Source organism: Burkholderia sp. F1, from assembly GCF_050813845.1.
GTDB lineage: Bacteria > Pseudomonadota > Gammaproteobacteria > Burkholderiales > Burkholderiaceae > Burkholderia > Burkholderia ubonensis.
In genome coordinates this window covers 1-18,561 of sequence record NZ_CP172423.1, presented here as the reverse complement: position 1 = coordinate 18,561, position 18,561 = coordinate 1, and the positions used below count along the sequence as shown (strand labels likewise).

Genomic DNA, 18,561 nt, shown 5'->3' with positions numbered 1-18,561 from the left:
TCCCGTTCGTGTATCCTGTCGCGCATGACCAAGCCCTCCACCGCCGCGAAGCGGCCCGCAGCCGCCGAGCCCAGCGTGAGTTTCCGCATGCGCATCCGCAAGGGCGACACGGTCGCGCTCGGCCCGGGAAAAGTCGCGCTGCTCGAAGCGGTGCGCGAACACGGTTCGATTTCGGCGGCCGCGCGCAGCCTCGGCATGTCGTACCGCCGCGCGTGGCTGCTGATCGACGAACTGAACCGCTCGCTGGCGTCGCCCGCCACCGTGTCGGAGCAAGGCGGGCACAGCGGCGGCGGCTGCACGCTTACGCCGGTCGGCGAGGAAATCGTCCGCCTCTATCGCTCGATCGAGCTGCAGGCGCAAAAGCATTGCGCGAAACAGATCGCGGCCCTCACCGGCTTCATGCAGTCCTGAAGACCCGATGCGGCGCTAACCGTGCCGCAGGCAGAACGCCGATATGCGGCTGCAGCCGGATGGCCGCGCCGTTTCGTCGTGGTCGTCCGTCATCAGGTCGACGAAACTGGCGACGCTCGCGGTCCTGAGCGGGCGATAGCCGATTCGGTGTCGTTCGCACAGACGCTTGAGCGTGTTCATCGAATCGTGATCGATGCAGTCGACCGGGAACACGACCAGGTCGGCGCCGGGAATCGACGCCGCCAGCTTGCCCTTGCGGTCTTCGATGCCGCCGTCGTGGACCGTCAGCGATCCGCCCGCGGATTCGACGAGCCGCCTGATCGCCGCATGCGATCCCGGGCGGCCGCCGACATATACGATGCGCTTGCCCTGCACGCGCGCGAGCGCGGTCGGCTCGCTCCCGGCTTCAGCAAACGTGCGCAGCACGGTCTGCTCGATCGCATGCGCTTCGCGCTTCATCGCGTCGATCGTATCGCGCATCTCGTCGAGTTGCGCGCGCAGCGCCTGCACCCGCAGTTGCTCTTCCTGCAGCCGATCCTCGGCGGCGCCGCGACGGCTCGCATGCAGCGCGACGACGGCATCCCGCTCGCTCACCGCCTCACGCAGTCGCGCCAGTTCCGCATGCAGGTCGCCGCCTGCCGGCTCGGCACGGCGGCTCGCCGTCGCGTTCAGCGATTCGATCGTCGCCCGCAGCCCGCGCACCTCGGCGTCGCGTTCGACGGCGAAGGTCCGCAGCCGGTGCTGCTGGCGCTCGATCTTGCTCGTGAGCGTCACGTTCTCGTCTTCGAGCGCAACGAGGCGCCGGATGTCGGCCCGGTTGGCCGCGCCGACCAGATGCGACAGCATGTGCACGTCGCCGAACGCAAGCTGGCGCAGTTCCGGCGTGCAGGCCGGATGCGTGATGACGGCCCAGTACGCGGGCGGCACGTCGCCGGTCTTCAACGCATCGGCCCACAGCGCGCGCAATGCGTCGGCATCCGTCGCGGCGCCGAAGCGCTTGACCGCGAGCGCGTAACGCTGGTCGAGCGCCTTGTGCAGCGCCTTTGCACCTTCACCGCCCTGCGTCGCGAGCTCGACCGCCGCATGATGAATCTGCAGGTCGGTGGCCTGTTCGCGGTCGACGTCGGCATGGCGAGGCACGAGCTTGCGCAGTTCCGCCGTCGTCAGGCAGGTGCCGATCACCGAGCAGTGGAAGTGCGGATCGAGTTCGGCGAGACGCGCCCGGCGGGTCGCCGCCGCACGAGTGACGGGCGCGGGCCCGCAGCAGCGGTCCTGCGGCGGATGCGGCGGATTCGCACCGGGTTGGCCGGATGCCAGTCGGGACAGTCGAAACGGGGGCATCTCCATCGCGGACCTCGATCAATTGGCGATTCAGGCGGAGCGCTCGCGCCCGCTGCGTGGCATCGACGCCGCATCCGGCGGCAACGGATGCTCGGCGCGACCCGCGAGCACGTGCGCGACGCACAGCCCGACGAGCTCGGCATCGAGCAGCTCCAGCACCGTGGCGGCATCACGGAGCTCGGCATCGCTCGCCGGCGGCGAATGCGAAAAAATCACGTCGCGATATCGTTCCGCCGCCCCGACGCGTTCGATGCAGCGCTGCAACTCGGGCAGGCGACGAAATTCCGCGCGTTCGGCACCGGACGCGAGCGACTGCAGCAACGCATCGAAACGCCGCGCGTCGGGCGCGCCGGCGTTCGGCGCATCCGCGTCGCGCCGCTCGTCGAGCATCGCGATGAAGCGCAACACGCTGCCGCGCAATCGCGCGAACGCATCGACCACGTGCGCGATCCGCTCCGCACGCTGCCCGTCTTCGCGCCGCCTCAGCGGCACGATTTTCGCGGACAGCGCGCCGCGTGCAATGCCGTCGTCCTGCCCCTGCTGCACCAGTTCATCCATCCTGCCCTCGCTGCAACCGAACACGCGTCATTCGACAGTGCGTCGCTTCTCCACGACCCCGTAATATACAGCAGAATATAACGAGCGCGGATTCGCTCCGCGGCTGTGCTGCTCCGTACGACGCAATCGCGCTCGCTGGAAAACGATGCCTGCCCCCAGGAATAAGCGATCCCGGCCGAACGTTTACTGCACGTGCTTCGCGCATCGGAAAAGAGACGCACCGTCGCCCCGGCTTGCCCGTTCTTGCCGCCCGACAGGCGGTGCCCGTTTCGACAGGCGCAAAGTTTCACCGCACAGGGAGGCAACCATGAACCCCGCTTGTCGTGCCGCGCTCGTCGCCGGCATGGCTGCGCTCGGCATCGCGTCGCAGGCGTGCCACGCGCAGCAGACCGTCAAGGCGACGCTGCGCGCGGACTCGATCCAGCTCGAGCCGCATGACGTGAAAGCCGGCAAGGTCACGTTCGACGTCGTGAATTCAACGGACAGCGACATGACGCACGAGCTCGTCGTGCTGAAGACGGAACTCGCCGACGGCGCGCTGCCCGTCCGCAACGGACAGGTGCTGGAACAGCGTCTGCGCAAGGTCGGCGAAGTCGAGGATATCGCGCCGGGCAAGCGCAGACGTCTCGCGCTGACGCTTGCACCCGGCCACTACGCGCTGATCTGCAACAAGCCCGGCCACTATTCGGCCGGCATGCATGTGGCGCTGGTCGTCACGCGCTGAACGATTTCGCGCAAATGGAACGGAGGCGACCGAACGCCTGCGCATAGGGCCTGCCCCACGAAAGGATTTTTTGAAATCAGGGGAACGCGCGTTATTAGCGTGAACCGGCCCTATGCCGGTGACGGTGATGGATATCCGGAAAATGCGCGTGCGAATGCGTGATCGGCAAGTGCACGTGCGGATGCGTATGCGGCTCGTCGCCTTCGTACGGAAAGTCGTGCGTGTGCTGATGATGCGCGTCGTGGCGATGCCGGTGCGTGTGCTCCAGCCGTTCGTGCGTATGCTCGTGATCGTGCCGTTCGCGCACGTGCAGCCAGATGCCGAGCGCCATCAGTGCGCCGGCGATCCAGAACGCGACGGACGGCGGCTCCGGCCAGATCAGCAGCGACAGCGCGACGCCGAACAGCGGCGCAACCGAGAAATAGGCGCCCGTGCGCGCCGTGCCGAGATCGCGCAGCGCGACGACGAACAGCACGAGGCTGACGCCGTAGCCGGCCAGGCCCGTCAGCATCGCGGCCGCTGTCGTCGCGGCGGCGGGCCAGGCCGCGCCCGCCGCGACGGCAACCGCGATATTGACGGGACCCGCGACCAGCCCTTTCACGCATGCGATGACCATCGCGTCGTTCGCCGACACCTTGCGCGTGAGATTGTTGTCGATCGCCCAGCACAGGCAGGCGCCGACGATCAGCAGCGCGCCCGTCGGCACGCCCGCCGCGCCCGGCTTCCACGACAGCAGCACGCCGCCGGCGACGATCGCCACCATGCCGAGGAACACCTGCAGGTCGACGTTCTCGCGGAATACCACCCATGCGATCACTGCGGTCAGCACGCCTTCCAGATTGAGCAATAGCGCGCTCGTGGCGGCCGGCGTGCTCGCCAGGCCGAGCATCAGCAGCGCCGGCCCGGCGACGCCGCCCGCTGCGATCGCACCGGCCAGCCACGGAAGCTCCGATTTCTTCAGCGCGTGGCCCGCGTCGGCGTGCGCGGCAGGCCGTCGCAGCCGGCGGATCACGATGCCGGCGCCCAGGCCGATCCCGCTTCCGAGGTAGAACAGGCCGGCCACCATGAACGGCGACATTGCGCCAAGGAGCGCCTTGGCCAGCGGCGTGGCGGCGCCGAACAGTGCGGCCGCGGTCAGTGCGACGACGATCGCGTTGAATCTCGAGTGCATGGGATCGGAGAATGTATGTTGCGCAGGGCTTGCAGCGACGTGCGCAGAGTATCTCACCTGCTTGACGGCGTGACGCCATTTTTCGCCGACGCGCCCGTTCAGCGCGTTCTGCGAAGACCTGCTCGCGTGACGCGGCATGCACGGCGCGCCGCATACGAAAATGCGATTGATTCGCCTTCCGGTTTCCGCGCCGATTCACCCGTGCCCGATTGAGATTCGACGCGCGACTGACTATCGTTTAAGCGGCACGACGCAACGCAAGTGGACACTGCTCGGATGGGAGACAACCGCTATGAAAGGCGACAAGAAGGTCATCGGCTATCTGAACGCGCAGTTGAAGAACGAACTGACTGCGATCAATCAGTACTTCCTGCATGCGCGCATGTATCGTCACTGGCAGCTCGACAAGCTCGGCAAGCATGAATATGACGAATCGATCGGTGAGATGAAGCATGCGGACGCGCTCATCGAGCGGATCTTCATGCTCGACGGCCTGCCGAATCTTCAGGACCTGCACAAGCTGCTCGTCGGCGAGCATACGGAAGAAATCCTCGAATGCGACCTGAAGCTCGAACGGGCGTCGCAGGCCACCTGCAAGGAGGCGATCGCGTACTGCGAATCGGCGCAGGACTACGTGTCGCGCGAAATCCTCGAGCACATTCTCGACGACACCGAGGTACACATCGACTGGCTCGAGACGCAGCTCGACCTGATCAAGAAGGTTGGCATCCAGAACTATCTGCAGTCGGGCATGACGTCGTTCGAATCGTGACGCCGACCGCGCGCCCGCCATTCGCGCCCGCTGCCCGCGAGCCCGCCTGACGGGCTCGCGGCATTTCCGCGCCGCACGTTACATGTGCCACTTGGCCGTGGCGGTCAGCGTGCGCGGCGCGCCCGGCATGTTGTACATGTCGGCATTGCCGTGCGCGGAGATGTAGTAGCGGCGGTCGAACAGGTTGTCGAGCGTCAGCGTCACGTCGACCTTCTTGCTGCGATAGCCGGCCCCGAGATTGAACACCGTGAACGACGGCAGCGTAACGAGATCGCTCGCGGACGCATAGCGCGCCGACTGGAACTGCGCGCCGGCCGCTGCGTAGAAGCCATACGGCAGTTCGCGCTTCAGCCACAGGTTCGCGCTATGGCGCGGCATCAGCCCCGGCGTGTTGCTGGACAGCGCCAGCCCGGCCGACGTCGCTTGCGGCGAGCCGTCCACCGTGCCGTTCAGATACGCATAGCCGGCGTACACCGACCACTTCGGCGCGACCTCGCCGGAGAAGCCCAGCTCCATCCCGCGCACGTGCTGCGTGCCGATCGGCAGCGCATAGCCGGGATGCGCCGGATCGCCGATCTGCTGGTTCGTCTGGCGCATGTCGAACAGCGCGATGCTCGCCAGCGCCTTGCCGCCGAGATCGAACTTCGAGCCGATCTCGTACGCGGTGGTTTTCTGCGGCGCCAGCGCCGCGCCGTTCGCGAACGCGCCGGAACTGATCAGCGTGTCGGTGAGCGGCGAGAACGACTGGCTGAACGATCCGTACAGCGTGAGCCAGTCGAGCGGCTCGTAGATCAGGCCAACGCGCGGGCTCCATGCGCGATCGGTGCGGTCGAGGTTGACGTTCGACGACGTGTAGTCGTGGCGGATCTGGTTCAGGTAGTCGAAGCGCAGGCCGGCGAGCACCTTCCAGTGCTCCGTCAGCGAGATCAGGTCCTGCGCGTAGACGCCGACGAGGCCGGTGACGGTCGACGCGTTCGTCCGCGCGGGCGTGCCGGCCGGCACGCCGGGCAGGTTCACGAGCTGCGGATGGTAGAGATCGTAAGTCGCGACCTTCGACGCGTTGTAGATCGTGTCGAACTTCTGCTGCTGGGACAGCTCGAGCCCGTACAGCAGTTCGTGGCGCATGCCGAACAGCGCCGTCTTCTGCGTCAGCTCGAATACGCCGTCGACGCCGTGATCGGTGCGCTGCCGCGTCGACTGGTCGAGCGTCACGGTCGGACGCGCGGCGGTCTTGATCGGCTGGAACGTCACGTAGTTCTTTCGCTCGAGCGAGAAATCGTACGCACGGATCGCGCCGTGAAACGACAGCGAATCGCTGAAGCGATGATCGAGCGACACGGTCGCGCTCTTCGCCGACACATCGTTGTACGAACTGTTCGCCGCATCGGCCGAGCCGTAGTACGTATTGATCGGCACGTTGACCGGCCGGCCCAGATACGCGGGGATCCCCTGGTCCGAGGTGCGCCGGTCGTGCAGGTAGTCGAACTCCACGTTGAGCACCGTGTCCGGGCTCAGCTTGAACTGCGCGGACGGCGCGATTGCCTGGCGGTTCAGCTGGAACTGATCGCGGAAGCTGTTCGAGTTCTCCACCGCGCCGGTGATGCGAAAGCGCGCCGCGTCGTTCGCATTCCAGCCGAGGTCGAAGTCGCTGCGCCGCTCGCCGCGCGTGCCGAGCGTCACGCCGACGTCGCGCACCGGGTTCGCCTGCGGCCGCTTCAGCACGCGGTTGACGATGCCGCCCGCCGAGCCGCGGCCATACAGCACGGCGGCCGGCCCCTTCAGTACTTCGACGCGCTCGACGTTCGACAGGTCGCGGTAGTACAGCGCGTCGTCGCGAATGCCGTCGACGTACTGGTCGGTGATGCTGTTGAAGCCGCGAATCGTGATCTGGTCGCGCTGGCCGTCGCCGACCGAGAAGCCGACGCCCGGCACGTTGCGCAATGCGTCCTGCATCGACGTCGCGTTCTGGTCCTCGATCACCGCGTGCGGCACCACGTTCACCGTCTGCGGCACGTCCATCAGCGACATGTCGGTCTTGGTGGCCGAACGCGAGCGGCTCGCATCGTATGCCGCGCGTTCGGCGGCAGCATTGACGGAAATCGTCGGCAGCGTGGCCGGCGTGTCGCTCGCCTGGGCAAACGACGTCTTTGCGCCGGCGAGCGACGTCGCGATCAGGAGCGCGCGGCAGGCATTCTTGTTGAGTTTCATCAAGTACGAAAGAAAGCGGTCGACGGATCGGTTTCGGCAGACATGAAAAAGGCCGCGGCGTCCGACCCGCGGCCTGTAATATCTCGAAATATTAAACGATAATGATTCGTATTTTTAATCAATACGTCGATCTGTCGCCTGCTTGCAACAAGTCATTCGTCAGACGGCGCGTTTCATCGCGCCGACATTTCCCATTCCTGACAAATTGCTTTCGCGGAAGGTGTTTCCGGCGACGCGGTCACGAACGCGCGGCCGGATTGGGCTACTGCCCGGTCGGCCCGCCGCGCTTGAGCTTCGCTTGCCGGCGCGCACGGTCATTGACGATCTGATGTCGCCGATGGTCGGTCATCTTCTTCCACGTGCGCGCTTCTTCGAGCGTGCGAAAACAGCCGACGCAGAAGCCCGTGCTGCGGTCGAACGAGCAGACGTCGATGCAGGGAGACTTGACGGCCATCGCCTATGCCGCCGAATGCGGATGCACGACTTCGACGGTCAGGTGCGAAAGGCCTGCGACGGAATCGAGAAGGCCATGGTAGAAACGCGCATCGCGGCTGCCGTCAAGTGTGGTCACCGACACGACCGCGCTCATGTGGCCCGGCCCGAGACGCCAAGCGTGCAGGTCCGTCACCCGGTCTCCGCCGTCTTCGATCAGGCCGCGCACGCGCTGCGCGAATCGCGGATCCGATTCCATGTCGAGCAGGATGCGGCCCGTGTCGCGCATCAGCCCGTACGACCAGTTCGCGATCACCAGCGCGCCGACGATGCCGGCCAGCGGGTCCATCCAGACCCAGCCGAATGCGCGTGCGAGCACGAGGCCGACGATTGCGAGCACGGATACCGCCGCGTCCGCCATCACGTGAACGTATGCCGAGCGGATGTTGTGATCGCGCGTCGTGGCCGCGTGCGGGTGCGCGTCGCCGTGATCGTGATCGTGATCGACGCATGCGGTTTTCGATGCATCGTCGTGCGCGTGTTCGTCATGAGCGTGGCCATGCGCGTGATCGTGATGATGGCCGTGCGCATGGCCGTGATGGTCGCCGCCCAGCAGCCACACGCTTGCGAGATTGACGAGCAGGCCGAGCACCGCAATCGGAATCGCTTCGCCGAAACGAATCGGCACCGGCGACAGGAAACGCGATACCGCCTCGTACCCGATCAGCAGCGCGATCATCGCGAGCACGATCGCGCTCGAGAATCCCGCGAGGTCGCCGAGCTTGCCGGTGCCGAACACGAACCGCCCGTCGCCCGCATGCTTGCGCGCATACGTATAGGCCAGCGCCGCGATCAGCATCGCCCCCGCGTGCGTGGACATGTGCAAGCCGTCGGCGACGAGCGCCAGGGAGCCGAACATGCTTCCGCCAACGACTTCCGCGACCATCATCACGCTGCACAGCGCAATCACCGCCCACGTCCTGCGTTCGTTCTGCTCGTGCGCCGCGCCCAGGAAAATGTGGTCGTGTCCCGCACCGAATGCCGCATCTTTGAAATCGCTCATGTCGTCTCTCACTTGAAGTAGCTGTGCACGACTTCGATCAGTTGCTCGGTCGCGCTGCCCTCGTCATGGCCGCTGTCGTGCTCGGCATCGACGAGGTGCGTGCGAATGTGATCCTCGAGCACGACGGCCAGCAGCCCGTTCATCGCACCGCGGCAACTCGTGATCTGCTGCAGGACCTCGTTGCAGCCGCGCTCTTCCTCGAGCGCGCGCTCGATCGCCTCGATCTGCCCCTTGATGCGGCGGACCCGGTTGAGCAGCTTCTGTTTTTCGCGAACGGTGTGACTCATCGATGGCCTCCAGATAGGGAGGGGGAGTATATCTCAGAAGCTCAATTCCATATAGGGTATGGGGGTATATCATCTGGAACACGTGGCATCGCGCGATTACGGCCTGAATAGTCCCTTCGTCATCCGAATCGTCTGGATCGATCCACACACTACCCCGGCGTAGCGAGCGGCATCACCGGGATGCGCCCCCCCTCGCGCACCAGCATCCGGTCGGAATGACCGACCTGCAGATGGGTCGTTTCTGTCGCATGCCACTCTGCCGCCAACGGAGTTAGCGCTGCCTTTGTTTTCAGGGCGTCGTCCCGGCAACGCTGCCATGCGGAGTGCGTATCGCGCGATTACCCGTTGCGGCGCGGTACCCATGCCGGCTCGTCCTGCCGACTACGGCATCCGCCGGACGGACGAGCGCCCGACACGCTGGCGACGCCGGGTGATCGCCGCGATCGCCGCGATCGCCGCGATCGATCAGGATAACGAAATGGATTGCGCGCGCGAAATCGTCAGCGCGTCGTCTGTCCGGGCTCATCGAGCAGGTACTCGAACCCGCCGTTGCACGGTCGTGACGGCATTCGCGCAAATCGGCGGAAGATGGCGGGGAATGTGCACGCGAGGATCGTGTTATGGGGGCAAGTCCGGAAGTGCCGTACATTGCCCGCCAACGTCGAATCTCGCTTCGATCCGGGCCAGCGCCCGGCAACCCCTGCTTGCGCCGCCGACGGTCCACGACGCGCCGGCGGTCACGGTAACGCGTCGACGCGTTACTCGGTTTTCGCTGCCTGCGGCTCGACCGGCGCCGCTTGCGTTCCCGCGTCCGTCGCTTGCGGCTCGGCGGTTTCGAGTACCTGCTGAGCCTGAGCCTCGGCCTTCTCCGGTTGCGCGCCCGTCTTCGCGGCTTGTGCGGGCCCCTTTCTCGGGCCACGCGCCTTCAGCCGTCGCGCGCGCGCCGCGTCATCCTTCGACACCCGGCCGGCTTCGTTGCCTTGCAGATCGACACGCACCGCATCCTCGACCATGCAGGACCAGTAACGGTTGCCGCGGCACCAGGTCGACATTGCGTCGCGCAGCTCGGCTTCGGTCAGCCCCACTGCCTGCGCCTGGCCGGCGAGATCCGCCCAGATGCCGACCTTCAGCGGCACCTTCGGCGCCGGATTCTTCGGGAACGCCAGCGGGAAGCGCTTCTGCAGCTTGCCGATCGCGACGACGACCGGATCGACCGGCGCCGACGGCTTGCCGCCGGACGACGGTCTGGCGCCCGAAGACGCTTTCGCACCGGACGACGCCTTCGCGCCCGGAGCGGCCCTCGCACCGGAGGGAGACTTGGCCCCCGAAGCCGGCTTGCCGCCGGACGACGGCTTGGTTCCGGAATCAGGCTGCGCCTTCGCGCGCTTCGCATTCCGCTCCTGCTTGGCCTTCGCCGCGAGTTGATCCCGCAGAGCGGCAAGTTGTTCAAAACCCATAAATTCAATCCACCAGGAATATTGAGCGTGGCTTCCACCGCGCAAACCGCGCGAGCCCGCGCCGGGCATCGCGCTACGGATCCGGATGGCGGCTTTCGGCCACTCCGTCACCGACACGGAAGATACGGCATGAGCAACATGTCACACGCATCTGTTCAGGCACCCGGCCTCGCTGCCGGATGGAACGCAGGACAGGAGTATACCGCGCGCGTCTCGTCTGACGGACTGGCGGATCTCTTTCGTTGCGCGGCCGGACGTTGCCGGCGTGATGGCGAGCTGCGCGGCCAAAGTCGGGGCCGCGGCTGCTTCGGCGCGTAACGTAACCGTTTATGGGAGTGCGAAGCCCGCGCGCCGGATTCGCCCCCGGTCCGCCGGGTCTTGCGTCTTGTCGTCAGAACACGCCGAGCGCGAGACCAGCCGCCAGGCCGGCACCGAGTTCCGCGCAGCGCGCGAGATCGTCCGCGCCGATCGTCTTCGGTGCGAGGATGCGTTCGGTCGTCTGCGCATGGGTGCACACGATCAGGCCCGGCGCCACGTTATTGAGACGCCAGCCGGTCGCGATGCGATCGATCTGGCGCAACGCGTTCTGCCCGTCGCTGCCGGCGCAGATCATCGTCGCGTATGGGCGCCCGTTCACACGGTCGAGCGCCGCGTAATAGCAGCGATCGAAGAAATCCTTCATCAACCCTGACATCGCGGCGAGATTCTCCGGCGTCGCGAACAGATACGCATCGGCCGCCAGCACGTCTTCCGGGCCCGTCTCGTCCGCGCGCTGCAGCCTGACCGACACGCCGGCCTGTTCGCGCGCCGCGCTGGCGGCCGCCTCGGCCATCTGCCGCGTGCCTCCGGTCATCGTGTGATAGACGATCAGTAGCGTTTTCATCGGCATTCGTGCACCTCCCGCCCGATGCATGGCGCCGGCCATTTCGTGGCGACGCGATGCGGCACTCCCTCGCGCGCCCCGTGCAGCATCGGTATCAGCAGCGGCGCGCTTCCAATGTAGATCAAACGTCGGGGTCTCGAGACAGTGCGGTTCCACATATCTTCAGCGATCGTTCCCGCCGTCGTCCCGCTTGCGCTCGTAGTACGCGAGAAACATGTCGGCTGCGGACTCGGCTACCCGCTTCTGCGCTGCTTCGTCGAGCGGAGGCTGGCCCATTGTCACCTGCGGCCAGAACGCGAACGCCTTTATCGCACCCAATAGCTGAAACGACGCGAAGACCGGATCGGGCGCCATGAGCCGGCCGGCCGCGGCAGCCGCGCGAATCCATACCGTCACGTCTTCCTCGCGCTCGCCGAAACGCTCGACCATGTCGCGCGCGCGTTCCGGCGAATGAATGGCGGCGGCGATCGCGACCCGCGCAAGTGCAATGAAAGACGCGTTGTTGAGGAGGCGCAGCTTGCGCGCCAGCAATTCGAGCAGTTGCCCGCGCAACGGCGCGTCGCCGCAATAGGCGGGCAGACTGCCAGTCTGGCTTGCGTCCCAGAGCTGATGCAGGATCGCGGCAAACAGCGCGTCCTTGCTCGGAAAGTGGTTGTAGACCGTGCGCTTCGAGACATCCGCGCGCGCCGCGATGCGGTCCATGCTGGTCGCGTCGTAGCCGGCCGCGAGAAATTCCTCGATCGCGGCGCTGATGATGGCTGCCCGCTTTCGATCGGTCAGACGTTGATGAGTGGCACTCGTATCCATTTCCAAATTTTACACCCATCAGTTTACTTTCCCCGAAGATAAACTACACTGTGCAGTGTACTTTCATCCGGATGGCCCCCATGACATCGCTTCCCGATTTCGTTCATCGCACGTTGGGCTTCACCGCCGCGAAACGCGGCCGCATATCGTCCGCCGGGTCGCCGCAACACGACGGCGAACGTTTCCTCAACGTTGCGCCGCGTCCGGTCGAAGGAGTCGGAAAGATGCTCCGCATCATGTGGAACATGCTGTTCAACAAGCCGCGCGGCGCGGTGCCGGCGGGCGCCCTCCCGGTCGATACGCTCACCCGTGCCCAGCTCGACGCCGCGCCCGACCGCAGTCTGTACCGGCTCGGCCATTCGACGCTGCTGCTCAAGCTGCGCGGCCAGTTCTGGCTGACCGACCCCGTGTTCGCCGAGCGAGCGTCGCCGTTCCGGCGCCTCGGCCCCAAGCGGTTCCATGCGCCGCCGATCGCGCTCGCCGACCTGCCGCCGTTGCGCGGCGTAATCCTGTCGCACGATCACTACGACCACCTGGACCGCGACACGGTGCTCGCGCTGGCCGCGACGACCGGCGTGTTCCTGACACCGCTAGGCGTCGGCGATCGCCTGGTCGAATGGGGCATCGACGCGGCGAAGGTGCGCCAGTTCGACTGGTGGCAAAGCGCAGAGATCGACGGCCTGACGCTGACCGCGACGCCCGCGCAGCATTTCTCCGGTCGCAGCCTGTTCGACGGCAACAGCACGCTATGGGCGTCGTGGGTCATCGTCGACGACGATCTGCGCGTGTTCTTCAGCGGCGACACCGGCTACTTCGACGGCTTCAGGACCATCGGCGAACGCCTCGGGCCATTCGACGTGACGCTGATCGAAACGGGTGCTTACGACGCGCAATGGCCGTATGTCCACATGCAACCTGAAGAGACCGTACAGGCGCATCTGGATCTGCGCGGCCGCTGGCTGGTGCCGATTCACAACGGCACGTTCGATCTGGCGATGCACCGCTGGCAAGAGCCGTTCGAGCGTGTAACGGCGCTGGCGGCAGCACGCGGCGTCGAACTGTCGACGCCGCGCATGGGCGAACGTCTGACACTGGCTGCGCCGCATCGCGGCGAGCGATGGTGGCGCAACGTCGGCGAGAAAGTCGAAGCGCCGAAGTCGCTGCGGCTAGCGATTTGTGCGTCGCGGACGGCCAGGTGAGCGTTGCTTGTTCGGACGTGCTGGTCGACGCGTCGTGCATTTGCCGCGAAACGGCTTAGCGGCACGTGGGCGGCCGCGCGTGTTCGCCCCGACGACCGCACGCGTCGGGGCATTCGACCGGAACGACGGACATTCTCGTTCTCCGGTTGAATTGTCCGATTCCGCGGGAGGCAGGGACTGAGCTGCGAGGCGTTTCAGGCGGGCGATGCTTGTGAAGGATCGGAGCATTCGGCACGTGTACTGGCTGCTTCCGCACCGCCCTATCTCTCGCATTCCACACTTCATTTCGTCGCGGCGAGATAATGCGTTGGTGCGGTAATCAAGTGCTTTGGTGTGAGGGCTGCCCGGTTCCCAACCTCACGCGGCGAACAAGTCGTTCGATACTCGTCCTTTGCGTGGGCGCCAGCAAAGTGCGGATTTGGACAGGAGCACAACTTCGCGCAGAGCAGCGCCGTTGTGTTCGAGTGGCAGGGCGCCTCACAACCGCTCAATCGAAATAGCCATCTGCATCAATTCAAACGAAGCCGGAACTTAGGCGTGGGTGTTTGTCGGCGTATCGCCCGACTCGCTGCCCGGATCGCAATAAAAGTGGCAAGTTCGACATGCAAACCGCATAGTCCCCTGCCCCGCTCTATCCAATGGCTCCAATTCCAGAGTCATTTCTTTTCTAAACGCGCATTAGCGATAGCGACATTGCTATCGGTGGTCCTTCGTCCGTGCTTTCGTAAAGCATCGTTGTTTGCCGCGTGATGAGGAACGGGATATCCCGTTGTCACGTGACAACTCATGCGCCGCGCATCCGTTTCCAGATATGGTATCGCATCGCATTCGAGTCCGAGTTTGGCGCATATCGGCCAGAATACGTATCAATAACTACGAAAAACGTTTCAATCACAATGAAAGACGGCGAGCCGCCAAATGAACGACGCGCGCCTCTCATGGATCGTCATTTGCCCCTGTTTTCGGCAACGAATCCACCGAATAAGCGTGAAACAACATGAGGAATCGCCCGAAAACCCTTGCCAGACATGGCTGCGCGAGCATACCCCTATTTCGCGCAGATGTTTCACGATGTGGATTGACGCTCATCCGATGCCCGCGCCTTGCCATCGCGCATAGCGTCTATAGACCTAATAGCATCCCGGATTGAGCAACTGACGCCAACTACATGAGCTAAGCGCAAGTTCCAATCGTCCGTCACGCGAGTACTCGATACTGCGCCATACGCGGCAAGAAGCAGCTTGATCGGCTGCGTGAATTCCGCTCCATCATTAATGGGGTCACATCATAGCAAGCGACTTATTTCCAAGCCCTGGGGTGCGGTACGTGGCTTTGAAAAAAACCTCATGCCCTGTTCCGTAGAAGGGAATGCGCAACTATCGTGGAAGGCGTGTGCATCGAATCCATTCGCAATGGCTTGAGCACAATGACGCCATTGTCCCTAAACGCTGACGCAGATCGCCAAGCAGCTTCTCCTGCGAGTCCAGCAACCGGCCGGTCCCTGTTTGCCATTCCTCAAACAACAAATCCTCAATACGGGCGCCCGTTGTCACGTAACAACTCATCGACGAGCGATGAGCACTGCCCTATCGCGAGACATCCTGTCGCTCACTCTTAGAGATATCCCGCTTCTCTGTGCGATCCAATTTCAATCGATATGAAGCTTGTTGACGCTCACCACCGCAATTGTCACGTGACAACTCGCTATTTGATCGCGACACCAATCATCGACTCGATAGCTACGGTTTGCAATAAAACAAACCGCCGATGCTTGGCCAACTTGCCCACCCCGAGTCGTCCAGCAATAAGGCAAATTGTCACGTGACAACTGCACATCCTCCGACCAGCCATCATTCGACTGAACGGGACATCACTTTGCTATAGGTACTCGAAAAGGATCCATCGAACGAGTGAAATTTCAAAATCTAGTATGAAAGCCAGATGTGAATCATCTCGCTGATCATCCATTCCGTTGAGGTGGTGGCGCCAGTTGAATTTGCTGTTGATTCTAGATGTATGACTCGCGCTGGATGCGCTCCGGAACGTTGGCCTTTCTGCCACTTGTCACGTAACAACCACATCGCCCGTCTGCGTTCCTCGAAAGGAACATCTTGTCTGGACATTTCTCCAAAAAATGCATATATTGCGCAAAACTCCTTGGAGGAATTTAATGGCTTTCAAGATCGCCGTCAGCAATCAAAAGGGTGGTACTGGAAAGACAACCATCTCCGTCAACATCGCCGCCGCCTTCGAGGCGGGCGGAAACAAGGTTGCGCTCATCGACGCCGATCCCCAGGGCACATCCGTCAGATGGGTCACAAGCGGCGAGAACACACTTCCGATGACCGTTCTTTCGCTCGCCCCGGCCGGTCGAGGAATCGGTGGAGAGATCAAGAAGCAGGACGCACATTTCGACGTGATCGTCGTCGACTGCCCCGGCAACCTCGAGGATCCGCGCATCGCATCGGTGCTCGAAGTCGCCGACTTCTGCCTCGTACCGCTATCGCCGTCGCCCGCGGATCTCTACAGCACCGTCGCCATGATTCGCATGATCGAATCCATGCGGTCGGTACGTAACCCTAGTCTTTCTTCCGCACTGATGCTCAATAGCGTCAATGGAAAAACTAAAATGCGTGAAGAGATTTTAAAAATTCTAAAGGCAGAAGAAATAGGGGAGCATCTGCTGGACAGCCAGATCGCCCAACGCGAGGTCTACCGACAGACCTTCGCGCTCGGCACCACCATCCACCATCACAATCGGTACCTGAAGGGCCTCAAGGAGGCCCGTGCGGAGATCGAGAAGCTGGTCACCGAAATGGCCCAATACATCGCGTCGACGCGCGCTACCGGAACCGCTCATGGCTAAAGACACATCGAAAGAGAAGAAGGCGACGGGCAATCTCCATCTCGCAGCCGGTCTTCTGCGCGGACTTGCGCAGGAAAACGCGGCGCTGGAGACGCGACTGCCCGAACCGTCCGTCACGCAGCTGCCCGTTGTCGCGACGCCTGCGCTCAAACCGGCCATGACGCTGCCCGCCGATGCGGAAGATCTCGGCGCCCCGCAAAAGGTTGCAGTGAAGGACTGCATTCCGAACCCGTTCAATCCGCGGGTCTTCTATTCGGAATCGAGCCTGCACGAGCTCGCGCTGACGTTGAAGCGGGAAGGGCAGATCGAGCCGATCAAGGTGACCCGGCTGCCGGAGTTCCCCGGCAAGCTGGTCGTGATCGACGGGCAGCGCCGGCTGCGCGCCACGAGCATCAACGGCGACGAAACCATCAACGCCACCTTCCGCTCGGATCACACCCCCGAGCAGCTCTACACGATCGCCTATCGCGCGAACCACGATCACGAGCGCCAGACGATCTTCGACGATGCGGTCGCATGGAAGCGCCTCCTCGACGAGAAGGTGTTCCCCGACCAGAACACGCTGGCGGAAAAGATCGGCAAGGACAAGGCGACCATCAGCAAGACGCTGTCGCTCAATGCCCTGTCGACCACGCTCCTCGAACGGATGGCCGCCGCAAACGACGTGGTCGGCCTGCAGGCCGCCTATTTCCTGAAGCTGATCTTCGAGCGGCTGGGCGAACCGACCGCCGACCGCCTGCTGTCTGCCGTCATCGACCGGAAAAAGTCCGTGCGCGACCTCGAGAACTTCCTGCGTGCGCAGAACGACGGGAACAAAAAGGCGGGACGGACTCGGTACAGCGTGCGCCACGATTTCGCGGTCGAATCGCGGACGATCGGGCAGTTGAAGACGTATCCCGACGGACGTGTCGACCTGCAGCTCAAAGGCGTCGACACCACTCATCAGGAAGCGCTCGCCGACAAGCTCAAGGCCGTCATCGACGCCTACGTCGCCGAGCTGTCCACCGCACAAAAGTAAGCTGCCCAAATAAAAAAACCTCGCAGGGAAGCTGCGAGGTCTTTTTATCAATTTGCTGCGAGACTGCTTCTGAGCAGGAATTCCAGCAGGTCGTCCGAAGTCGGTTCGCCCCAGGTATCCAGCGCCAGCCATCTGAAGAAGCTGGTTTGCGCAAGCTTGCTCGCCTTCTTCTTCGGCGACAACGTCAGATCCTTCGAGCCGGTCACCGTCTCGTTGTAGCGCTCGATAAGCTTGGTCTGGTCATCGATTTCCAGCTCGCGGAAGTACGCGCCCGCCTCATCGATCTTGGCGGCGAGATACTTGTCGCGAATCTGCTCCTGCTTGCTCTGCGCCGTCTCTTTCGCCGGCGTCGCCGTCTCCGTCGCCTGGCCGTCCGACAACGTGTAGCCGTGCGTCAACGCCTTGCGGAAATACGCGCCGACATTGTCGATCGGCGCCGCGTTCTTTTTCGTAGTCCGATTGAGCGTGTAGGCGATCGCGGCCTTGATGCGTTGCACGCCGTACTGGGAAATCAGCCGACGAGCCTCCGAGCGCGGAACGCCGAATTTGGCAACTTCTTCGACGAGCGCTTCGTTCTTGACGTCGCCGTCCTCCACGGTATCCGCGCTCTGCTTGCGCGTCACCTTGAACTGGACCGCCTCCACACTGCGTCCGGACTTGTGCTCGATCAGCTCGAGCGTGTGGTCCGATACTTCGTTGACCTCCTGAATGCACGGCACCAGGACCTTGCTCTTGAACAGCTTGTATTCCTTGTACGACTGCGACGCCTTGTCCTGCCCCAGGATGAGATCCCGGAATTTCGGCAACGGGATCTTCGCGGTAATGCCGATTCCTTCATAGCGCACCGTGTTTTCCCACAGCGCGAGCGAATGCGAGCGCCGGAACTCGCGCGCGATCCGCATATCGATGAGCGCGTAGATCTCGGGATTGAGCAGTTCGCTGCGAATCTGGTCCGAGAAGCTGTACTTCAGCACCGATTGCTCGAGTTCCGCGCCGGCCAGCAGGCCCGACGCCTTCCAGACGGTCGAGCGGTCCCCGGCCAGATAGTCCCAGTTGACGACGGTGCTGATGAGCGAGTTCACCGTGTCCTTCACGTACTTCGTGTTGTTGCTGTTCAGTCCGCTTTCGTGCGAGAGCGCGGCGATCGAGATCGAGAAGCTCGTGCGGCCCGGCTCGAACGCTTCCTGCCGAAGCGCGTTCTTGATCAGCGAACTGAACATCTTGCGCTGCTGCAGACCGATCTTTCCCGACTTGGGTGCGATGTGAATCGCTTGCACCGCCTTGCGCAGCAAGTCGGGAGGCTCGGGCGTCTGGAACAGCGAGACTTGTTTGTCGGAGCCTTTGCTTGCGGGCTTTCGCGGCAT

At 63.6% G+C, this 18,561-nt stretch carries 17 protein-coding genes; 6 read left to right on the top strand and 11 right to left on the bottom strand.

Features of this window, described 5'->3' with window-relative positions; translation table 11 throughout:
- Positions 1 to 24: 24 nt before the first annotated feature.
- Positions 25 to 411 (top strand): winged helix-turn-helix domain-containing protein, encoded by a 387-nt coding sequence (locus tag ACFIMZ_RS34725; protein ID WP_431825785.1) that lies wholly within the window; start codon positions 25 to 27, stop codon positions 409 to 411.
- Between the two features lie 15 nt (positions 412 to 426).
- Here ACFIMZ_RS34725 and ACFIMZ_RS34720 read toward each other — a convergent pair whose 3' ends face one another.
- The gene (locus ACFIMZ_RS34720; protein WP_431825784.1) at positions 427 to 1,758 is read right to left on the bottom strand and encodes a DUF2325 domain-containing protein; all 1,332 of its coding nucleotides are present in this window, start codon (positions 1,756 to 1,758) and stop codon (positions 427 to 429) included.
- Between the two features lie 24 nt (positions 1,759 to 1,782).
- Positions 1,783 to 2,310, bottom strand: coding sequence for a hypothetical protein (locus ACFIMZ_RS34715; protein ID WP_431825783.1), 528 nt, complete (start codon positions 2,308 to 2,310; stop codon positions 1,783 to 1,785).
- A gap of 307 nt (positions 2,311 to 2,617) precedes the next feature.
- Between ACFIMZ_RS34715 and ACFIMZ_RS34710 the strand changes: the two genes are divergently transcribed.
- Positions 2,618 to 3,034, top strand: a complete 417-nt coding sequence (locus tag ACFIMZ_RS34710) for a plastocyanin/azurin family copper-binding protein (protein ID WP_431825782.1) — start codon at positions 2,618 to 2,620, stop codon at positions 3,032 to 3,034.
- 94 nt (positions 3,035 to 3,128) lie between these two features.
- Here the strand turns inward: ACFIMZ_RS34710 and ACFIMZ_RS34705 are convergent, their stop codons facing one another.
- Positions 3,129 to 4,205: an EamA family transporter gene (locus ACFIMZ_RS34705; RefSeq protein WP_431825781.1), complete on the bottom strand. Its 1,077-nt coding sequence runs from the start codon at positions 4,203 to 4,205 to the stop codon at positions 3,129 to 3,131.
- Between the two features lie 292 nt (positions 4,206 to 4,497).
- Here ACFIMZ_RS34705 and bfr point away from each other — a divergent pair, with 292 nt between their 5' ends.
- On the top strand, positions 4,498 to 4,977 hold the full coding sequence (gene bfr / locus ACFIMZ_RS34700; protein ID WP_431825780.1) for a bacterioferritin: 480 nt from the start codon (positions 4,498 to 4,500) through the stop codon (positions 4,975 to 4,977).
- A 78-nt stretch (positions 4,978 to 5,055) separates the two neighbouring features.
- Here bfr and ACFIMZ_RS34695 read toward each other — a convergent pair whose 3' ends face one another.
- From ACFIMZ_RS34695 to ACFIMZ_RS34665, 7 genes are all read right to left on the bottom strand, one after another.
- Positions 5,056 to 7,185 carry a TonB-dependent receptor gene (locus tag ACFIMZ_RS34695; RefSeq protein WP_431825779.1) on the bottom strand — a complete coding sequence of 710 codons (2,130 nt, stop codon included), beginning with the start codon at positions 7,183 to 7,185 and terminating at the stop codon, positions 5,056 to 5,058.
- A gap of 262 nt (positions 7,186 to 7,447) precedes the next feature.
- Entirely contained in the window at positions 7,448 to 7,639 is a 192-nt protein-coding gene (locus ACFIMZ_RS34690) for a DUF1289 domain-containing protein (protein ID WP_431825778.1), read from the bottom strand.
- Between the two features lie 3 nt (positions 7,640 to 7,642).
- Positions 7,643 to 8,680 carry a CDF family Co(II)/Ni(II) efflux transporter DmeF gene (gene dmeF, locus ACFIMZ_RS34685; protein WP_431825777.1) on the bottom strand — a complete coding sequence of 346 codons (1,038 nt, stop codon included), beginning with the start codon at positions 8,678 to 8,680 and terminating at the stop codon, positions 7,643 to 7,645.
- Positions 8,681 to 8,688: 8 nt separating this feature from the next.
- Entirely contained in the window at positions 8,689 to 8,967 is a 279-nt protein-coding gene (locus ACFIMZ_RS34680) for a metal/formaldehyde-sensitive transcriptional repressor (protein WP_431825776.1), read from the bottom strand.
- Between the two features lie 758 nt (positions 8,968 to 9,725).
- Positions 9,726 to 10,424: a ProQ/FINO family protein gene (locus tag ACFIMZ_RS34675; RefSeq protein WP_431826029.1), complete on the bottom strand. Its 699-nt coding sequence runs from the start codon at positions 10,422 to 10,424 to the stop codon at positions 9,726 to 9,728.
- A gap of 391 nt (positions 10,425 to 10,815) precedes the next feature.
- Positions 10,816 to 11,307 (bottom strand): NAD(P)H-dependent oxidoreductase, encoded by a 492-nt coding sequence (locus tag ACFIMZ_RS34670; RefSeq protein WP_431825775.1) that lies wholly within the window; start codon positions 11,305 to 11,307, stop codon positions 10,816 to 10,818.
- A 162-nt stretch (positions 11,308 to 11,469) separates the two neighbouring features.
- Positions 11,470 to 12,114, bottom strand: coding sequence for a TetR/AcrR family transcriptional regulator (locus ACFIMZ_RS34665; protein ID WP_431825774.1), 645 nt, complete (start codon positions 12,112 to 12,114; stop codon positions 11,470 to 11,472).
- Positions 12,115 to 12,194: 80 nt separating this feature from the next.
- Between ACFIMZ_RS34665 and ACFIMZ_RS34660 the strand changes: the two genes are divergently transcribed.
- The 3 genes from ACFIMZ_RS34660 (at position 12,195) to ACFIMZ_RS34650 (ending at position 17,197) form a co-directional block, all read left to right on the top strand.
- A complete protein-coding gene (locus ACFIMZ_RS34660) occupies positions 12,195 to 13,313 on the top strand; it encodes an MBL fold metallo-hydrolase (protein ID WP_431825773.1) in 1,119 nt (372 codons plus the stop codon).
- Between the two features lie 2,170 nt (positions 13,314 to 15,483).
- Complete coding sequence (locus tag ACFIMZ_RS34655) at positions 15,484 to 16,179, top strand: AAA family ATPase (protein WP_431825772.1); 696 nt, start codon at positions 15,484 to 15,486, stop codon at positions 16,177 to 16,179.
- Positions 16,172 to 17,197, top strand: a complete 1,026-nt coding sequence (locus tag ACFIMZ_RS34650; RefSeq protein WP_431825771.1) for a ParB/RepB/Spo0J family partition protein — start codon at positions 16,172 to 16,174, stop codon at positions 17,195 to 17,197. The genes ACFIMZ_RS34655 and ACFIMZ_RS34650 overlap by 8 nt, the downstream gene beginning before the upstream one ends.
- Positions 17,198 to 17,244: 47 nt before the next feature.
- Here the strand turns inward: ACFIMZ_RS34650 and ACFIMZ_RS34645 are convergent, their stop codons facing one another.
- Entirely contained in the window at positions 17,245 to 18,561 is a 1,317-nt protein-coding gene (locus ACFIMZ_RS34645) for a replication initiation protein (protein ID WP_010097096.1), read from the bottom strand.